Source organism: Rhodococcus artemisiae (genome assembly GCF_036327795.1).
GTDB lineage: Bacteria > Actinomycetota > Actinomycetes > Mycobacteriales > Mycobacteriaceae > Rhodococcus > Rhodococcus artemisiae.
On the sequence record NZ_JAUTXY010000007.1, the window covers coordinates 98,863 to 113,765 of the forward strand.

A 14,903-nucleotide genomic window follows, 5' to 3' on the forward strand; every position below is an offset into this window, starting at 1 on the left:
ACGGAGGCAGAACATGCTGCCGGTCACCGAACGCGACATCAGGTCGTCGTTCATCAACTGCTCGAAAGGTGACGCGAAGCGCCTGTCCGTCCCCGCCGACCTGGACGGTCTCCCCTGGGACGACCTCGACTTCCTCGGCTGGACCGATCCGTCGTATGCCGGCCGCTGCTACGTGGTCACCCAGCAGGGCGATCGCCTGGTCGGAGTCGCCCTGCGGCACGAGTCCGGCGGCAGGCGGCCCGCGCAGATGTGCTCGATCTGCCAGACCACCCACCCCAACGGTGGGGTGCATCTCATGGCCGCACGCAAGACCGGCGACGCCGGGCGCCGAGGCAATACGATCGGCACCTACATGTGCGCCGACCTCGACTGCTCGCTCTACGCACGACGCAAGAAGACACCGAGCGGGGGCCGCCTCTACCGCGACGACTCCCCGCTGGACGACCGGATCGAGCGCGTCCGGTCCAATCTCGACGCCTTCATCGCCCGCGTCGGCGCCTACTGAACGCCGATCACATCGTCCGCGAACCGGCGGATCGCGTCGAGGCGGGCCTGCGAGTCGAACGGATCGGCGCCGTACATGCGCCAGGGCGCCACACGCACTCGGGTGACCCCTATGTCGGCCAATCGCCGGTACCCACCTATGTCGGAGACATCGGTGGGCGACACATCGATCTCGAACGGAACATCGGCGCGACAGAATTCGGAACGCAGCTCCGCCAGTCGCCCGATCGCCGACGTCAGCTGTGCGACATCGGTGTTGACCGAGATCCAGCCGTCGCCCAGTCGCGCCGCACGCCGCAGCGCTGCCTCACTGTGCCCGCCACCGTAGATCGGAACAGGCCGATCAGGCGCGGGGCTGATCATGAGGCGGTCGAATTCGTAGTGCTTACCATGGAATTCGACCCACTGCGGCCCCTTCCCCGCACACACCGCCTTGATGATCGCGACGGCCTCGTCGGTGCGGACACCGCGAGTGCGCATCTCGGTACCGGTGAACTCGAATTCTTCGGGTATCCAGGACAATCCGACACCGACGGCGACTCGGTTCTCCGACATCACCGCCATCGTCGCGATCTGCTTCGCGGTGAGCAGCGGGTCGCGCAGCGGCAACTTCAGCACGTTCGTGTAGAACCGCACTCGCTGCGTGACGGCAGCCATCGCGGTCATCGCGATGAACGGGTCCGGCATCGGCGTCTCCGGAGCCCACATCCGCTTGCCGTCGGGTGAATACGGGTAGTCGGCAGACACCGTCTCGGGGTAGAACACCGAGTCTGGCAATGCAATCGCGTCGTAGCCGCATTCGTCGGCGACGCGGGCGAACTCCGGCAGGTCGCCCGCTTCGATCATCGCGGCGGGCAGTGCCCATTTCATGGGCCCTGAACTCTTCATGACACCGAGCTCACAGCTTGACCACACGTGACGTCGGGATCGGATGAGAATCGGCCTTGATCCAGCGCATCGCCCATGTGCCCTCGGCGTGCGAATCGGTATCGATCCAGTTTCCGTAGCCGGGATCCTTCGCGGCGACGACGATGGTCAGCGTGCCGTCGTCATTCAGTTTCGCGGTGTGGTTGTTGATGTAGACGTTCGTCCGGTCGTAGTCGAGCGACTCGACCCAGAAGTTCTGCAGCACAAAGTTGTAGTACTCGCAGTTCGGCACCTCGGTCTCGATGACCCAGGCTTCGTCCTCGGCAAGCTTCCAGTACCCGTGCAGGTAGAAGATCGTCGGGTCGCCACCGGCGTTCTGGAACTGCTCCTGACCCCGATCGAAGATCTCGTTGGGCTCCGGCTGGAACCTGCGGGACCACTCGAGAAAGGTTTCCGCCATACCCTTCACGATCCCGACCGCCCCGGTCAGTCGCTCGCCCATCTTCTCCGGGCTCAACGGCTCGAAATCCCCGTCCGGGTCGAGGCACTCGATCGACAGCTCACAGACGACCTCGTTGCGCCGGTCCTGGTGAGTCGCGCGAACCGAGATGAGGTTGCTGTCCGGTGCCAACGGCAGCCAGGCGCCCTCGGCGGGCTTGTCCACACTGGCGATGAACTCGAAACGGCCGTTCTCGTCGACCTCGAGATCATGAATGTGCAGGTCGCCCGTCTGCAGCATGGTGCCGTCGACATGGTACCTATTGATGCGCGAACCGAAGGTGATGAGCGGGACAGTGCCCCGGCTGCCGATGATCCGGTAGCTGTACTTTCCGGAGATGTTGGCGCGCATGTAGACGTTGTCCGGGTTGTCGGCACCGATCTTCGTCATCATGTTGGGGTTGGGCGCCGACGTGAACTTCGGCCACCGCGGATCGGTGTACTCGACGCAGTTGATCGTGCCGTACCGCAGCAACCGGCTGAGGTAGCGCACGCCCTCGGCCTGCGTCAACGGATCCTGAGGAACGATGTCGTCCTCGAGGACCTTTCCGACCTCGAGCAGATCTGTGCAGAACTTTTCCCAAGTAGCGTTCATATGACTATCCCTGTTCTGGTTGACGTTTCGAAACTACTCAGACAGTGGTGGCGAACTTCGCCTCGACGTCGGCAGCACTCACACCGAAGTCCTCGAGCGAATAGCGGTGTGACGGGCGGCGGTGCTCAGCGAGGCTTGCCCGGTGTGAACCTTCCACGGCAACGCGTGCAGCATCCGTGAACGGCAGGGCGAACTTCGCATAAATCGCCTCGACGGTACCGATCGCGTCGGAGACGAAGTCCTGATAGTCGACGTCGATGAATTGATCGGGGTTGTAACGGAGGCGTGCACTGTTGAAATGCGCGTGACCGCGCGCCCACAAGTCGAGCTGAGTGCGCCCGATCGCCGGTCGGTCGAATGCGCTCGACATGTCGTGGCCGCCCTGCTCCGCAAGGCTGAACGTGGACGCCATCGACGTCAACGGGTCCCGGAAGGTGCGAACGAACAGCGCGTCGGGGTAAACGGACATGATCTCATCGATCGCGAAGACATGACTCGGGCTCTTGAGCACCCATCGTCGGTCCGAGTCGTGCAGTCCGATCAACTGCAGGTTCTTCTTGTGCCGCGCATACGTTTCGGTCCAGTCCTGCTCCGCGAGCCACCTGGTGTAGCTCGGTATGTAGGCGACGGTTTCGAATGCGGTCGAGAGCATCGTCTGCTGGAGCAGACGCCAACATTCCTCGACCTCCTCCGCGCCCATGAAGTGCACCTTCATCAAGTCGGGCTCGTTGGCCTGACGCGCTCGATAGAAGGCATCTGCACGCAGAAAGTCCTCGTTCTCGGACCACTTCTCACGGGCGGGGCGGGGCTGCGGCGCCTCTGCCAGCCACATCTCGGCACCCTGATGCGCGGGGTCAGCACCGAGCAGCCGGTGCAGTGCGGTGCTGCCGGTGCGCGTCAACCCGACCACGAAGATCGGGCGTTCGATCGGAACATCGTCGTGCTCGGGGTATTTCGCGAAGCCGGCCTCACTGACCAGCCGGCCCGTGAGCGCGGCGACGATCATCTTCCGCGCGATCACCTTGCCGTGGGGAGTGAGGTCGGCCTCCTGCTCGAACGACTCGAGCAGAACCCGCAGCCCTTCAAGATAGTCATCGCTGCCGAAGTCGCAGTATCCGGTCGCCTCGCGCGCCGCCTGATGCAAGTCCTCGATGGAACCGATTCCGGCGTAATCCTGTGTCATTCCTATGTCCTTGTGAGAGTGAATCAATGGTGCGCGTGACCGCAGTTGACGTCCAGACACTGCCCGGTAATCGCGCGAGCGAGATCGGATGCGAGGAACAGTACGGCGTTCGCGATGTCATCGGGTTCGGGCAGTCGGCGCAGATCGGTGCCCGCCGCGATCTCGTCATAGACCACAGACGGGTCTACGCCACGCTCCTCAGCCTGCTTCTCCATCATCCGCTGGACACGCTCGGCCCAGATATACCCTGGCGCGACCGAATTCACCCGAACCCCCATCGGTCCCAGCTCCACCGAGAGGCTTCGTGCGAGGGCGAGTAGTCCGGCCTTCATCACGCGGTAGGCCCCGAAGTTCGGCAGCTGGTTGCGCAGCACCATCGAGTTGATCATCACGACCGAGCCCTCGGACTTCTCGAGGGCGGGTGCCAGTTTCCGGGTCAGGTTGAGTGCCGCGAGCAGGTTGATGTCCATGCCCCGCCGGACCGACTCGAACTCGGTGTCGAGCAGCCGCTCGTGGGGCGGCTGCACGAACGCGTTGTGCACCACCGCGTCGACGACTCCGAACTCCGCGAGCGCCGACTCGGCGAGATTGGTGACGGACGCGTCGTCGGTGAGGTCTGTCGGCACGGACAGCGCGGTACCGCCGAGTTCCCGAATTTCGTCGGCGACCTCCGTCAGCCGCGATTCGGTCCGCGCGGCCAAGACCACCCGCGCACCGGCAAGTGCGCCGCGGACGGCCACCGAGCGCCCCAGCCCCGCCCCGACACCGGAGACGACCACGACCTTACCGTCGAGCAGCGCCGGCATCGCCCTCCGCAACCCCACCGTCACACCCTGGCCTGCGGGTCGATCACGACGCTGAGCGAGATGATCCGGCAGTCGTCGTCGAACTCGAAGAGGTCGCTGGCGAGGAACGCCGGCATCCCCTCGCGCTCCACTCGCACCTGCATCGCGGCGTACCGGCCGGTGACGACGATCGGCGAGTGGCGGCTCACCGTGAAGTCCACCTTCGCATTCTCGATGTCGAACTGGCGGATCTCGTCGAGACCGCGGTAGGTCCGCACACCGAGCGGCTCGTGTTGTACCGCGTCATCCGCGAAGAGCGCCACCAGTTGGTCCACATCGTGGTTTCCCAGGTGCTCGACGTACGACTCGAGTGCCGAACAGATTTCGTCCCTTGTGGGCAAGAAACATTCCTTCCGTGACGGGTGGTATTCGGAAACTGATTCAGGCGATCGCGCCGCGGCTGCGCAGCAACTCGATGATCTGCGCGCTCGCGTCCTCAGGTGACGTCGCGGTCGTATCGATCCTCAAGTCGGGATGCTCCGGCCGCTCGTACGGCGAATCGACCCCGGTGAAATTGATCAGATCACCGCGCCGCGCCTTCTTGTAAAGCCCCTTGGGATCGCGCTGCTCGGCAACATCGATCGGGGTATCGACGAACACCTCACAGAACTGGTCCGCGCCGATCACCTCGCGTGCCGCGCCGCGGTCAGCGCGAAACGGAGAGATGAACGACGCCAACACGATCAGACCGGCATCGGCCATCAGCCGGGCCACCTCCGTGACACGCCGGATGTTCTCCACCCGGTCCGCCTCGGTGAAACCGAGGTCACGGCCCAGCCCGTGCCGGATGTTGTCGCCGTCGAGCAGATAGGTATGACAACCCAACGCATACAACTTGCGCTCGAGATCGTTGGCGATGGTCGACTTACCCGACCCGGACAGACCGGTGAACCACAGCACCTGGGATCCGTGGCCGTTGAGCACCCTGCGGGCATCACCGTCGATGTCCACGGCCTGCCAATGGATGTTGTCCGAGCGGCGCAGCGAGTGCGCGATCATGCCGGCACCGACCGTGGTGTTGGTGAGCCGGTCGATCAGGATGAACCCGCCGGTATCACGGTTCGCAGCGTAGGCGTCGAACGGCACCGGCCGGTCGAAGCTGATGTTGCACACACCGATCTCATTGAGCGCAAGCGTGTTCGTCGCGGTCTTCTCGAGAGTATTGACGTTGACCTTGTACTTGGGTTTGGTGATGCGGGCCTGCACGGTCATCGTCCCGATCTGACACACATAGGGACGCTCGGGCAGCATGTCGTGTTCACCCATCCACACCACGTGCGCCTCGAACTGGTCGGCCACACCGGGCAGCATCTGCGCCCCGGCAAGCACATTCCCACGGCTGACATCGATCTCGTCGGCGAGGGTGAGGGTGACCGACTGCCCGGCGACGGCCTCGTCGAGGTCGCCGTCCATGGTGACGATCCGCGCGACGGTGGATTCCTTGCCGCTGGGAAGAACTCGCAGCCGGTCGCCCGGACGCACAGTTCCGCCGACGATCTGGCCGGAGAAACCGCGGAAGTCGAGGTCGGGGCGGTTGACCCACTGCACCGGCATGCGGAACGGGCCGGTGCGCAGGTCGTCGTCGATCTCGACATGCTCGAGGTGCTCGATCAGCGTCGGACCGTGATACCAGGGTGTGTTGGAGCTGCGTTCGGTGAGATTGTCACCGACGTACGCCGACATGGGGATCGCGACGACGCCTGCGAGTCCGATGTCGTTCGCGAAACTCGTGTATTCGCCGACGATGTCGTCGAAGACGTCCTGCGAATACTCGACCAGGTCGAGTTTGTTGACGGCGATCACCACGTGGCGGATGCCGAGGAGTGAGACGAGGTACGAGTGCCGGCGGGTCTGGGTGAGCACACCCTTGCGGGCGTCGATGAGAATGACCGCGAGGTCGGCGGTGGACGCCCCGGTCACCATGTTGCGGGTGTACTGCTCGTGGCCCGGGGTGTCCGCAACGACGAACTTGCGTTGCTCGGTCGAGAAGTAGCGGTATGCGACGTCGATGGTGATGCCCTGTTCGCGTTCGGCGGCCAGGCCGTCGACGAGGAGCGCGAAGTCGAGGCCCTCGCCCTGGGTGCCGACCTTGCGTGAGTCCGCTTCGAGCGCGGAAAGCTGATCCTCGAAGACCAGTTTCGACTCGTAGAGCAGGCGACCGATCAGGGTGGACTTGCCGTCGTCGACGCTACCGCACGTGATGAAGCGCAGCATGGACTTGTTCGCGTGCCGCGCGAGGTACTGCTCGATGTCGTCGGCAATCAGCTCCGAAGGCTGAGTCATCAGAAGTACCCTTCCTGCTTCTTCTTCTCCATCGAGGCGCTGGAGTCGTGGTCGATCACGCGGCCCTGGCGCTCGGAGGTGGTGGTCAGCAACATTTCCTGGATGATGTCGGTCAATGTCTCGGCCGTGGATTCGACGGCGCCGGTGAGCGGGTAGCAGCCGAGGGTGCGGAAGCGCACGCTCTTGAGTTCGGGGACCTCGCCGGGCAGCAGCGGCATCCGGTCGTCGTCGACCATGATCAGTGTGCCGTCGCGCTCGACGACGGGTCGCTTCGCCGCGAAATAGAGCGGGACGATCGGGATGGTCTCCTGCCGGATGTATTCCCACACATCGAGTTCGGTCCAGTTCGACAGGGGGAACACCCGCAGGGACTCACCGGGCGATTTGCGGACGTTGTACATTCGCCACAGCTCGGGCCGCTGCTGTTTCGGATCCCAGCGGTGCTCGGCGGAGCGGATCGAGAAGACGCGCTCCTTGGCGCGGGACTTCTCCTCGTCGCGGCGCGCGCCTCCGAATGCGGCGTCGAACTTGTACAGGTCGAGGGCCTGCTTGAGGCCTTCGGTCTTCCACATGTCGGTGTGGGTCGCCGAACCGTGCGTGAACGGGTTGATGCCCTTCTCGACACATTCGGGGTTCTGGTAGACGAGCAGGTCGAGATCTGCGGCGGCAGCGGTCTCGTCACGCAGCTTGTACATCTCGCGGAACTTCCACGTGGTGTCGACGTGCAGCAGCGGGAAGGGTAGTCGTGACGGGTAGAACGCCTTGCGGGCCAGGTGCAGCATCACGGCACTGTCCTTGCCGACCGAGTACAGCATCACCGGGTTCTCGCTCTCGGCGACTGCTTCCCGCATGATGTGGATGCTCTCGGCCTCGAGACGCTCCAGGTGTGTCAGGGTTTTTCCGATGGTGGGACTGCTCATCGTCCGAGTACCTCCAATGCGTGGTCAGCCAGTTCGGGGCGGCAGATCAACATGTCGGGCACCCAGGGGTCCTTCTGGTTGTAGCGGGGTTCGGAGCCGTCGATGCGTGAGACGTGCAGGCCCGCGGCACGAGCAACCGCGACGGGGGCGGCGGAATCCCACTCGAACTGGCCTCCGGTGTGGGCATAGATGTCGATCTCGCCGCGCACGACGGCCATGGCTTTCGCGCCGGCCGATCCCATCTCCACGAGCTCGGCGCCGAGCGCGCGCGCGAGGGCGAGGACGGGTTCGGGTTTGCGGGTGCGGGACACGGCCACGCGAGGAGTTCGCGGTAGCGGCGAGAAGGTGGTGGGGGTGTCGCCCGTCGAGTAGGTGATACCGAGGGCGGGTATCGCGACTGCTCCGGTGGTCAGTAGTCCGTTCTCGACGAGGGCGACGTGCACGGCCCAGTCGGTGCGGCCGTGCTCGCCGAATTCGCGGGTGCCGTCGAGGGGGTCGACGATCCAGACGCGGTCCGCTCCGAGCCGGGCGAGGTCGTCTGTGCCTTCTTCCGAGAGCACCGCATCGTCGGGAAACTTCTCCGCCAGTGCGAGGGTGAGGTAGTCGTGACTCCGCAGGTCTCCCATCCGCCGGAGCTGATCCGGATCCGCGTCCGCAACCTCGGTATCGCGCCGAAGGCCGAGGAGCAACTCCCCTGCCGCAGTGGCCAATTCAGATGCGGCGAGCGCATCGCCGGTATTCCGGGAGGGATGAATCGATTGTGTCGCCGAGCCGGCGCAATGGTCCATGAATGAGACTCTAACCACAGAACGAACATTGTTCAATCCCATTTCGAACAATGTTCGATCTCATTCGGCAACACCACGCCGATGCGGGCATCGGCAATCACCGCACCCCGGCTACGGTGGGACGATGGGCGAATCGAGCAACAAATCGATCTACGGAGACGCGGAGGCCCGGCGTCGCCGCACACTCGACGCGGCCGCAGCCCTGCTCGACGAGGGCGGGTACACGGCACTGACGATCCGCTCGGTCGCGAAACGTTCCGGAACCAGCGTCGGACTGATCTACCAGTACTTCACCGACAAGCAGGACATCTTCACCTCACTGCTCAACGAGAGCCAGATCGAGTCCCGTTCGTTCGTGGCGACGCTGCCCCGCAACCGGGGAGTCGCAGCACTGCTGGCGACGGTCCTCCCCGAGTCCACCCGCCAGTGGGGCCGAGTCGGCCGCTTCACCGCCACCTGGCGCGACATCGAAGGCGACAACCGCACCGAACGCGAATCGGTCCGAGAGGTGCGGCGGACCGCACGGGAGTACAACACCGAACTCCATGCCGCGCTCACGGAGGCCGCAGAATCCGAAGGCCGCGTCCTACGGGACGACCCGTCCATGCTCCCCTTCGTCCTGTCCACCCTCCAGGGCGTGGCCGACACCATCGTCCACAACTGGGCAGCCGATCTCGACCACACAGAACTCACCCGATTCGCCGCCGAGTCACTGACCAGGGCGATCACGGTGGACGACGGGTCGCGGACACAGACCTGACATCCGCCCGGCGGAACGTCCCACTCACCGGTATCCGGCCGATGTGACCACGCGCACAACCATACCGTGCTTCCTCGAAGCCTCACGGAATTCAGGAGCTCGCATGAGTACATCGGTGATACCCGATCGGCCCCGGTCGACACGCGCACAACGGCGATACGAACGCACCAGGCCGGTCTGGTTGATCGTGTCCGTGCTGATCGCAGTGGAAATCATCAGCGCGTTCGAAACATCGATGATGTACGCCGCGCTCCCGACCTTCACCCAGGTCTTCGACACCAACGCAGCATCGGTCGGATGGACGGTGACGGCCTTCCTGCTGGTCGCCGCAGCCTCGGCCGCAGTGTGCGGCCGCCTCGGCGACATGTACGGCCGAGAACGGGTCCTGATCGTCGTCCTGATCTGCGCAGCGGTCGGATCCATCGTCAGCATGGCCTTCGGCTCCCTGTGGGCGATCATCATCGGACGCGCGATCCAGGGTGTCGCGGGTGCGATCCTGCCGCTGTGTATCGGCCTCGCCCGTGAACACCTCCCGGCGAAGAAGGTGCCGATGGCGATCGCGTTGATCGCCGGATCCGCAGTCGCCGCCGGTGCCGCCTCGCTCCTGGTGGCAGGCGTGCTCATCGACCTCGGCGACTGGCGGTACATGTTCGTCGTCACCGCCGTCTATGCCATCGGGTGTGTCGTGCTCGTCGAAGCCGTGCTGCCGTGGCGTCATCGCGACACCGAACGTCAGCAGGTCGACTTCGTCGGCGCGGCCGGCCTCGCGATCTCGGTGACCGCCATCCTGCTGGCCCTCACCCAGGGCAAGTCCTGGGGCTGGGGCGATACCCGAGTGCTCGGTCTCCTCGTGCTCGGAATCGCGATCTTCACCTGGTGGGTGCGCTGGGAACTGGGCCGCACGTCCCCGATCATCAACCTTCGCCTGCTCGCCGAACGCAACGTCTCGTTCACCATGCTCGCCACGATCGCACTGGGTGTCGGCCCGATCGGCGTGACGACCATGCTGATCCCGATCATCATGCAGACTCCGACCACTGCACCGTTCGGGCTCGGCCTCTCGGCGACCCACGCCGGGATGCTCTCGTTCATCGGCGCGATGATCGGAATGCTCTTCACCCCACTCGCAGGCAAGATCGCTGCGGCAGTCGGCGCGCGGGCCTCGTTGCTGCTCGGCACCACTGTGTTCATGATCGCGTGTGCCGCATTCTTCGTCTTCCGTGGTTCCGTGGTCGGCATGACCGCGCTGGTCGTCACCGTATCCATCGCGACGGCCTTCGCCTATACGGCTCTGCCGAACCTGCTGGTCGAGTTCGTCCCCGAACACAACACCAGCGAGATCACCGGAAGCCAGTCGGTCGTGCGCACCGCGGCGATGGCGGTCGGTACCTCGATCACCACGGTCCTGCTCGCCACCCTGGTGGTCCCCGGGACGTCGACCCCGACGGTGGCCGCGCTCGGCGCCGTCTGCGCGATGCTCGTGGTCATGTGTGCCATCACGATCGCGCTCACGCTCGGAATCAAGTACGCCAAGAACTGACGAGCAGACAGGATCGGCCGACGGTCTCGAACCGTCGGCCGATCCTTCATCCTGGCGTGCGGCTAGGGCACGAACACGACCCTGCCCACGGTCGTTCCCTCACCCAGCCGCGCAATTCCGTCGGCGACCTCCGTCAGCGACAACCGCTCGCTGACGAGTGGAGCGATCGCCCCTGACGCCGCGAGTGCTGCAAGTTCGGTGTGGCATTCTTCGATGACCGAGCGGTTGTACTCCTTGTAGAGACCCCAGTGCAGTCCGATTATCGAATAATTCTTGATCAGTGCGTGATTGAGGCCCGGGGTAGGGATAGTTCCGCCCGCGAACCCGATGATCACGATCCGCCCCTCGAACGCGATGCATTTCGTCGACCCGGCGTAGGCGTCGCCGCCTACGGGATCGAACACGACGTCCGCGCCCTTGCCGCCCGTGAATTCCTTGACCAGAGGCACGAAATCGTCCGTGTGCCGATCGATCACGAGATCAGCACCGAGCCGCCTGCAGTATTCGGCCTTCTCGGGTCCACCCACCACACCGATGACGCGCGCACCTGCTGCCTTTCCGAGCTGTACCGCGGCGCTGCCGACACCTCCTGCAGCAGCGTGCACGAGAAGCGTCTCGCCGCCTCTCAGTTGTGTTCGGCGATGCAACGCGAACCATGCGGTCTGATACCCGATGAACAGCGCGGATGCCTCGGCATCGTCCAGTGACGCCGGCGCAGCGAAGGCGTTCACCTCGTCCATCAGGGTGTGCTCGGCGAACGCGCCGAGAGGCAGATTCGGATTCCCGATCACCCTGTCGCCCACGGAGAACCGGGTGACACCCTCTCCGACGGAAACCACCTCGCCGCACAGTTCGACGCCCGGGGCGAACGGCAGCGAGGGCTTCACCTGGTACTTACCCCGGCACAACAGCACGTCGGGGAAGTTCGCGGGCGCCGCCAGTGTACGGACGAGCAACTGCCCTGGCCCGGCCACCGGATCGTCGGCCTCCTCGAACCGGAGCACATCTCGAGGCTCGCCGAGTTCGTGTACACGCCATGCTTTCACGGAATCACAGCCTTCAGTTCAGTGGTTGTCGGGTCGGTCAGATTCCGGCATCGGCGGCCACCGCCATGGCGGCCGCGACGAGTGCGTCGACACGCTCCACGGTCGGGGTGCTGGCGGCTGCCTTGTTGCGCGGGTCGTCGCGGGCGCGTCTCATCACACCTTCGGCGATGATGGCCACTTTCCACAGGCCGAGCGCATGCCAGAATTTCAGGGCTGCAGGGTCTCGGCCGGTTTCGGCAAGATACATCTCCACGAGTTCGGCGCGGTTCGGGAAGCCGTCGAGCTGGGTTGCCGGGAAATCCCCCGAGGTGCGCTCACCCGGTTCGCTCCAATACGCGAGCGTGCTTCCCATGTCTGCCAGGGGTTCTCCGAGCGTGGACAACTCCCAGTCGAGGACAGCTCGCACGTCACCGTTCTGCGGTGCGGTGATGAGGTTCCGCAGGTGGAAGTCGCCGTGCACGAGTGTCACTTCCCGCTGCTCCGGGACGTTGGCCAGCAACCGTCGAGTGAGGTCGTCGAGGTCGGGTATCTCTCGTGTCTTCGAGCGTTCCCATTGGCCCGACCACCGGGTGAGCTGGCGCAGGGCGTAGGGCTTGTGGCTCGCGAGATCCACCAGCCCCACCTCGGCAAGGTCGACGGCGTGGATCGCCGCGAGAGTCCGCGGCAGGCGGATCCCGATCGCGCGTCGCTGCCCGGGTGTGAGTTCCTCGGCCACGGTCATCCGGTCGACGACGAGTCCGTCGACGAATTCCATCAGGACGAGCGGCGCATCGGTGACCGACGGGTCGTCGGTCACCGCAAGCACGCGCGGTACCGGAACGGCCGAGTGCTCGAGGGCCGAGAGGATCCGGGCTTCCCGCGCAACATCGTGTGCGGAGGCGAGCAGCGCACCCAGGGGCGGCCGGCGCAGCACCCACCGTCGGCCGGATGCGTCGCTGATCAGGTAGGTCAGGTTGGATTGTCCCAGCCCGATCCGCTCGAACGTCAGCGGCCCCGCGAACTCCGGCACGATGCCGGAGACCCACGCCGTGACCGCTTCGGTCGCGATCCCGACCACCGCGGTGTCAGACATCGCGCGCACTTCCCTGCCGGAACGACTGCGCGTTGCCGAGCAACCGGCCACCGTCGATCACCATCACTTCACCGGTGATCCACTGCGCCGCATCCGATGCGAGAAAGTGCACGGCGGATGCGACATCGACGGGTTCACCGATACGGCCGAGCGGCGTCGCGGCCGCGACGCGGGGTTCGTGATCCTTCCACAGTGCTTCTGCCAGCTTGGTTCTCACGACACCGGGTGCGACCGCATTGACGCGGACCATCGGCGACAGCTCGAGCGCGAGCTGTTTGGTGAGGTGGATCAGCGCGGCCTTCGACGCGTTGTACACACCGATGTTCGCTTCGAACTTCATTCCGCCGATCGACGCGGTGTTGACGATGCTGCCGCCGTGCTCACCCATCCACGCCTTCACCACCAACGACGACCACAACACCGGACCCCACACGTTCACGTCGAAAGTCTTCGCGAACCTCGCGTGGTCCTGCTCGATCAGCGGGCCGTACGACGGGTTGGTCCCGGCGTTGTTGACGAGAATGTCGATACGGCCGAACTTCTCGAGGGTGATGTCGATGCATCGCCGCGCAGCATTGTCGTCGACCGCGTGCGCTCCCACACCGAGCGCAGCCGGACCGATGTCGGCTGCGGCGGCGTCCGCCGACTCCTGGCTGCGCGAGGTCACTACGACGTTCGCGCCCGCCAATGCGAGACCGCGGGCGGTCTCCAATCCGATACCGCGGGAGGCACCGGTGACGATCGCGGTCCTGCCCGTCAGATCGAACCCCGTCACGACGCGGGCCGCAGGTCTCGGTACTTGCGCAGTTCCTGCTTCGCGATCGCGCGCTTGTGCACCTCATCGGGGCCGTCGGCCAAACGCAGTGTGCGCAGATGCGCGTACGCCATGGCGAGAGGGAAGTCGTCGGTGACACCGCCACCGCCGTGGACCTGGATCGCCCGGTCGACGATCTTGAGTGCAATGTTCGGTCCAGCGACCTTGATCGCCGCGATCTCGGTGCGCGCTTCCTTGTTGCCGACCGTATCCATCAGGTACGCGGTCTTGAGGGTCAGAAGGCGGATCATCTCGATCTCGATGCGGGCCTCGGCGATCCAGTCCTGGATGTTGGCGTTGTCGGCGACGGGCCTGCCGAATGTGACGCGCGATTGCGCACGCCGGCACAGCAGTTCGAGGGCGCGTTCGGACACACCGATCGCGCGCATGCAGTGGTGGATGCGCCCGGGCCCGAGACGCGCCTGGCTGATCGCGAAGCCTTCGCCCTCACCCACGAGAACATCCTTCGACGGCACGCGCACGTCCTCGAACAGGATCTCGGCGTGGCCTTCGCGGTCGTGGTAGCCGAAGACCGGCAGGTTGCGCACCACGGTGACGCCGGGGGCGTCGATGGGGACGACCATCATCGACTGCTGCCGGTGGGGAGCCGCGGTGGGATCGGTCTTGCCCATCACGATGAGCACCCTGCAATTCTTGTGCTTCGCGTTGGACGCGAACCACTTACGCCCGTTGAGGACGTAGTCGTCGCCATCACGGACCATCGACATCTCGATGTTGGTAGCGTCCGAACTGGCGACGTCGGGCTCGGTCATCGCGAAGGCCGAGCGAATCGTGCCGTCGAGCAACGGCTTCAGGTACTTCTCTTTGTGCTCCTCCGTTCCGAAGAGCGTGAACACCTCCATGTTGCCGGTGTCCGGTGCGGCGCAGTTGCAGGCCTCCGATGCCAATGGACTCCGGCCCATGATCTCCGCGAGGGGCGCATACTCGAGATTGGTGAGCCCCGGGCCCCACTCCGGATGCGGATGGAAGAGGTTCCACAGCCCGCGCGAGCGCGCTTCCGCCTTGAGTTCCTCCATGATGGGCGGGTGGAAGTGCGGATCGCCGGCTTCCTCCATCTGACGGTGATAGACGGCCTCGGCCGGGTAGACGTGGGAATCCATGAATTCCAGCAGGTCCGCCCGATATTTTTCGGCGCGCGGCGACAGGTCGAACAAAGACACGACAAGC

General features: G+C 64.9%; 15 protein-coding genes. 3 read left to right on the forward strand and 12 right to left on the reverse strand.

From position 1 onward, the window contains the following. Window positions 1–13 precede the first annotated feature (13 nt). Window positions 14–505, forward strand: coding sequence for an FBP domain-containing protein (locus Q7514_RS16320; RefSeq protein WP_330134327.1), 492 nt, complete (start codon window positions 14–16; stop codon window positions 503–505). Here Q7514_RS16320 and Q7514_RS16325 read toward each other — a convergent pair. The 8 genes from Q7514_RS16325 to Q7514_RS16360 are packed head-to-tail and all read right to left on the reverse strand — an operon-like array spanning window position 499 to window position 8,483. Further along, window positions 499–1,374, reverse strand: a complete 876-nt coding sequence (locus Q7514_RS16325; protein WP_330134328.1) for a TIGR03619 family F420-dependent LLM class oxidoreductase — start codon at window positions 1,372–1,374, stop codon at window positions 499–501. The genes Q7514_RS16320 and Q7514_RS16325 overlap by 7 nt on opposite strands. 28 nt (window positions 1,375–1,402) lie before the next feature. After that, on the reverse strand, window positions 1,403–2,464 hold the full coding sequence (locus tag Q7514_RS16330; RefSeq protein WP_330134329.1) for a DUF1214 domain-containing protein: 1,062 nt from the start codon (window positions 2,462–2,464) through the stop codon (window positions 1,403–1,405). Between the two features lie 37 nt (window positions 2,465–2,501). Further along, window positions 2,502–3,647 (reverse strand): sulfotransferase family protein, encoded by a 1,146-nt coding sequence (locus tag Q7514_RS16335; RefSeq protein ID WP_330134330.1) that lies wholly within the window; start codon window positions 3,645–3,647, stop codon window positions 2,502–2,504. 23 nt (window positions 3,648–3,670) lie between these two features. Then, window positions 3,671–4,453, reverse strand: coding sequence for an SDR family oxidoreductase (locus Q7514_RS16340; protein WP_330134525.1), 783 nt, complete (start codon window positions 4,451–4,453; stop codon window positions 3,671–3,673). 20 nt (window positions 4,454–4,473) lie between these two features. Continuing rightward, window positions 4,474–4,833 (reverse strand): nuclear transport factor 2 family protein, encoded by a 360-nt coding sequence (locus tag Q7514_RS16345; protein WP_330134331.1) that lies wholly within the window; start codon window positions 4,831–4,833, stop codon window positions 4,474–4,476. A gap of 40 nt (window positions 4,834–4,873) precedes the next feature. Then, window positions 4,874–6,775, reverse strand: a complete 1,902-nt coding sequence (gene cysN / locus Q7514_RS16350) for a sulfate adenylyltransferase subunit CysN (RefSeq protein ID WP_330134332.1) — start codon at window positions 6,773–6,775, stop codon at window positions 4,874–4,876. After that, window positions 6,775–7,695 carry a sulfate adenylyltransferase subunit CysD gene (cysD, locus tag Q7514_RS16355; protein WP_330134333.1) on the reverse strand — a complete coding sequence of 307 codons (921 nt, stop codon included), beginning with the start codon at window positions 7,693–7,695 and terminating at the stop codon, window positions 6,775–6,777. The genes cysN and cysD overlap by 1 nt, the downstream gene beginning before the upstream one ends. After that, window positions 7,692–8,483 carry a 3'(2'),5'-bisphosphate nucleotidase CysQ gene (locus Q7514_RS16360; protein WP_330134334.1) on the reverse strand — a complete coding sequence of 264 codons (792 nt, stop codon included), beginning with the start codon at window positions 8,481–8,483 and terminating at the stop codon, window positions 7,692–7,694. Before Q7514_RS16360 ends, cysD begins: the two co-directional genes overlap by 4 nt. Window positions 8,484–8,607: 124 nt before the next feature. Between Q7514_RS16360 and Q7514_RS16365 the strand changes: the two genes are divergently transcribed. Next, the gene (locus tag Q7514_RS16365) at window positions 8,608–9,243 is read left to right on the forward strand and encodes a TetR/AcrR family transcriptional regulator (RefSeq protein WP_330134335.1); all 636 of its coding nucleotides are present in this window, start codon (window positions 8,608–8,610) and stop codon (window positions 9,241–9,243) included. A 103-nt stretch (window positions 9,244–9,346) separates the two neighbouring features. Continuing rightward, window positions 9,347–10,783 (forward strand): MFS transporter, encoded by a 1,437-nt coding sequence (locus Q7514_RS16370; protein ID WP_330134337.1) that lies wholly within the window; start codon window positions 9,347–9,349, stop codon window positions 10,781–10,783. Window positions 10,784–10,845: 62 nt separating this feature from the next. Here the strand turns inward: Q7514_RS16370 and Q7514_RS16375 are convergent, their stop codons facing one another. Genes Q7514_RS16375 through Q7514_RS16390 form a run of 4 tightly spaced genes read right to left on the reverse strand, consistent with a single transcriptional unit; the run spans window position 10,846 to window position 14,896 of the window. Next, window positions 10,846–11,829 carry an NADPH:quinone oxidoreductase family protein gene (locus Q7514_RS16375; RefSeq protein WP_330134338.1) on the reverse strand — a complete coding sequence of 328 codons (984 nt, stop codon included), beginning with the start codon at window positions 11,827–11,829 and terminating at the stop codon, window positions 10,846–10,848. A gap of 37 nt (window positions 11,830–11,866) precedes the next feature. Beyond that, window positions 11,867–12,901 (reverse strand): phosphotransferase family protein, encoded by a 1,035-nt coding sequence (locus tag Q7514_RS16380; protein ID WP_330134339.1) that lies wholly within the window; start codon window positions 12,899–12,901, stop codon window positions 11,867–11,869. Next, window positions 12,894–13,676 (reverse strand): SDR family oxidoreductase, encoded by a 783-nt coding sequence (locus Q7514_RS16385; protein ID WP_330134341.1) that lies wholly within the window; start codon window positions 13,674–13,676, stop codon window positions 12,894–12,896. Before Q7514_RS16385 ends, Q7514_RS16380 begins: the two co-directional genes overlap by 8 nt. Further along, a complete protein-coding gene (locus Q7514_RS16390) occupies window positions 13,673–14,896 on the reverse strand; it encodes an acyl-CoA dehydrogenase family protein (RefSeq protein WP_330134342.1) in 1,224 nt (407 codons plus the stop codon). The genes Q7514_RS16385 and Q7514_RS16390 overlap by 4 nt, the downstream gene beginning before the upstream one ends. Window positions 14,897–14,903: the final 7 nt, after the last annotated feature.

What these genes read in the sequence shown, in the direction of transcription:
- Q7514_RS16320 (WP_330134327.1), top strand. Translation starts at nt 14, where the DNA reads ATGCTGCCGGTCACCGAACGCGACATCAGGTCGTCGTTCATCAACTGC.
- Q7514_RS16325 (WP_330134328.1), bottom strand. Translation starts at nt 1,374, where the DNA reads ATGAAATGGGCACTGCCCGCCGCGATGATCGAAGCGGGCGACCTGCCG.
- Q7514_RS16330 (WP_330134329.1), bottom strand. Translation starts at nt 2,464, where the DNA reads ATGAACGCTACTTGGGAAAAGTTCTGCACAGATCTGCTCGAGGTCGGA.
- Q7514_RS16335 (WP_330134330.1), bottom strand. Translation starts at nt 3,647, where the DNA reads ATGACACAGGATTACGCCGGAATCGGTTCCATCGAGGACTTGCATCAG.
- Q7514_RS16340 (WP_330134525.1), bottom strand. Translation starts at nt 4,453, where the DNA reads ATGCCGGCGCTGCTCGACGGTAAGGTCGTGGTCGTCTCCGGTGTCGGG.
- cysN (WP_330134332.1), bottom strand. Translation starts at nt 6,775, where the DNA reads ATGACTCAGCCTTCGGAGCTGATTGCCGACGACATCGAGCAGTACCTC.
- cysD (WP_330134333.1), bottom strand. Translation starts at nt 7,695, where the DNA reads ATGAGCAGTCCCACCATCGGAAAAACCCTGACACACCTGGAGCGTCTC.
- Q7514_RS16360 (WP_330134334.1), bottom strand. Translation starts at nt 8,483, where the DNA reads ATGGACCATTGCGCCGGCTCGGCGACACAATCGATTCATCCCTCCCGG.
- Q7514_RS16365 (WP_330134335.1), top strand. Translation starts at nt 8,608, where the DNA reads ATGGGCGAATCGAGCAACAAATCGATCTACGGAGACGCGGAGGCCCGG.
- Q7514_RS16370 (WP_330134337.1), top strand. Translation starts at nt 9,347, where the DNA reads ATGAGTACATCGGTGATACCCGATCGGCCCCGGTCGACACGCGCACAA.
- Q7514_RS16380 (WP_330134339.1), bottom strand. Translation starts at nt 12,901, where the DNA reads ATGTCTGACACCGCGGTGGTCGGGATCGCGACCGAAGCGGTCACGGCG.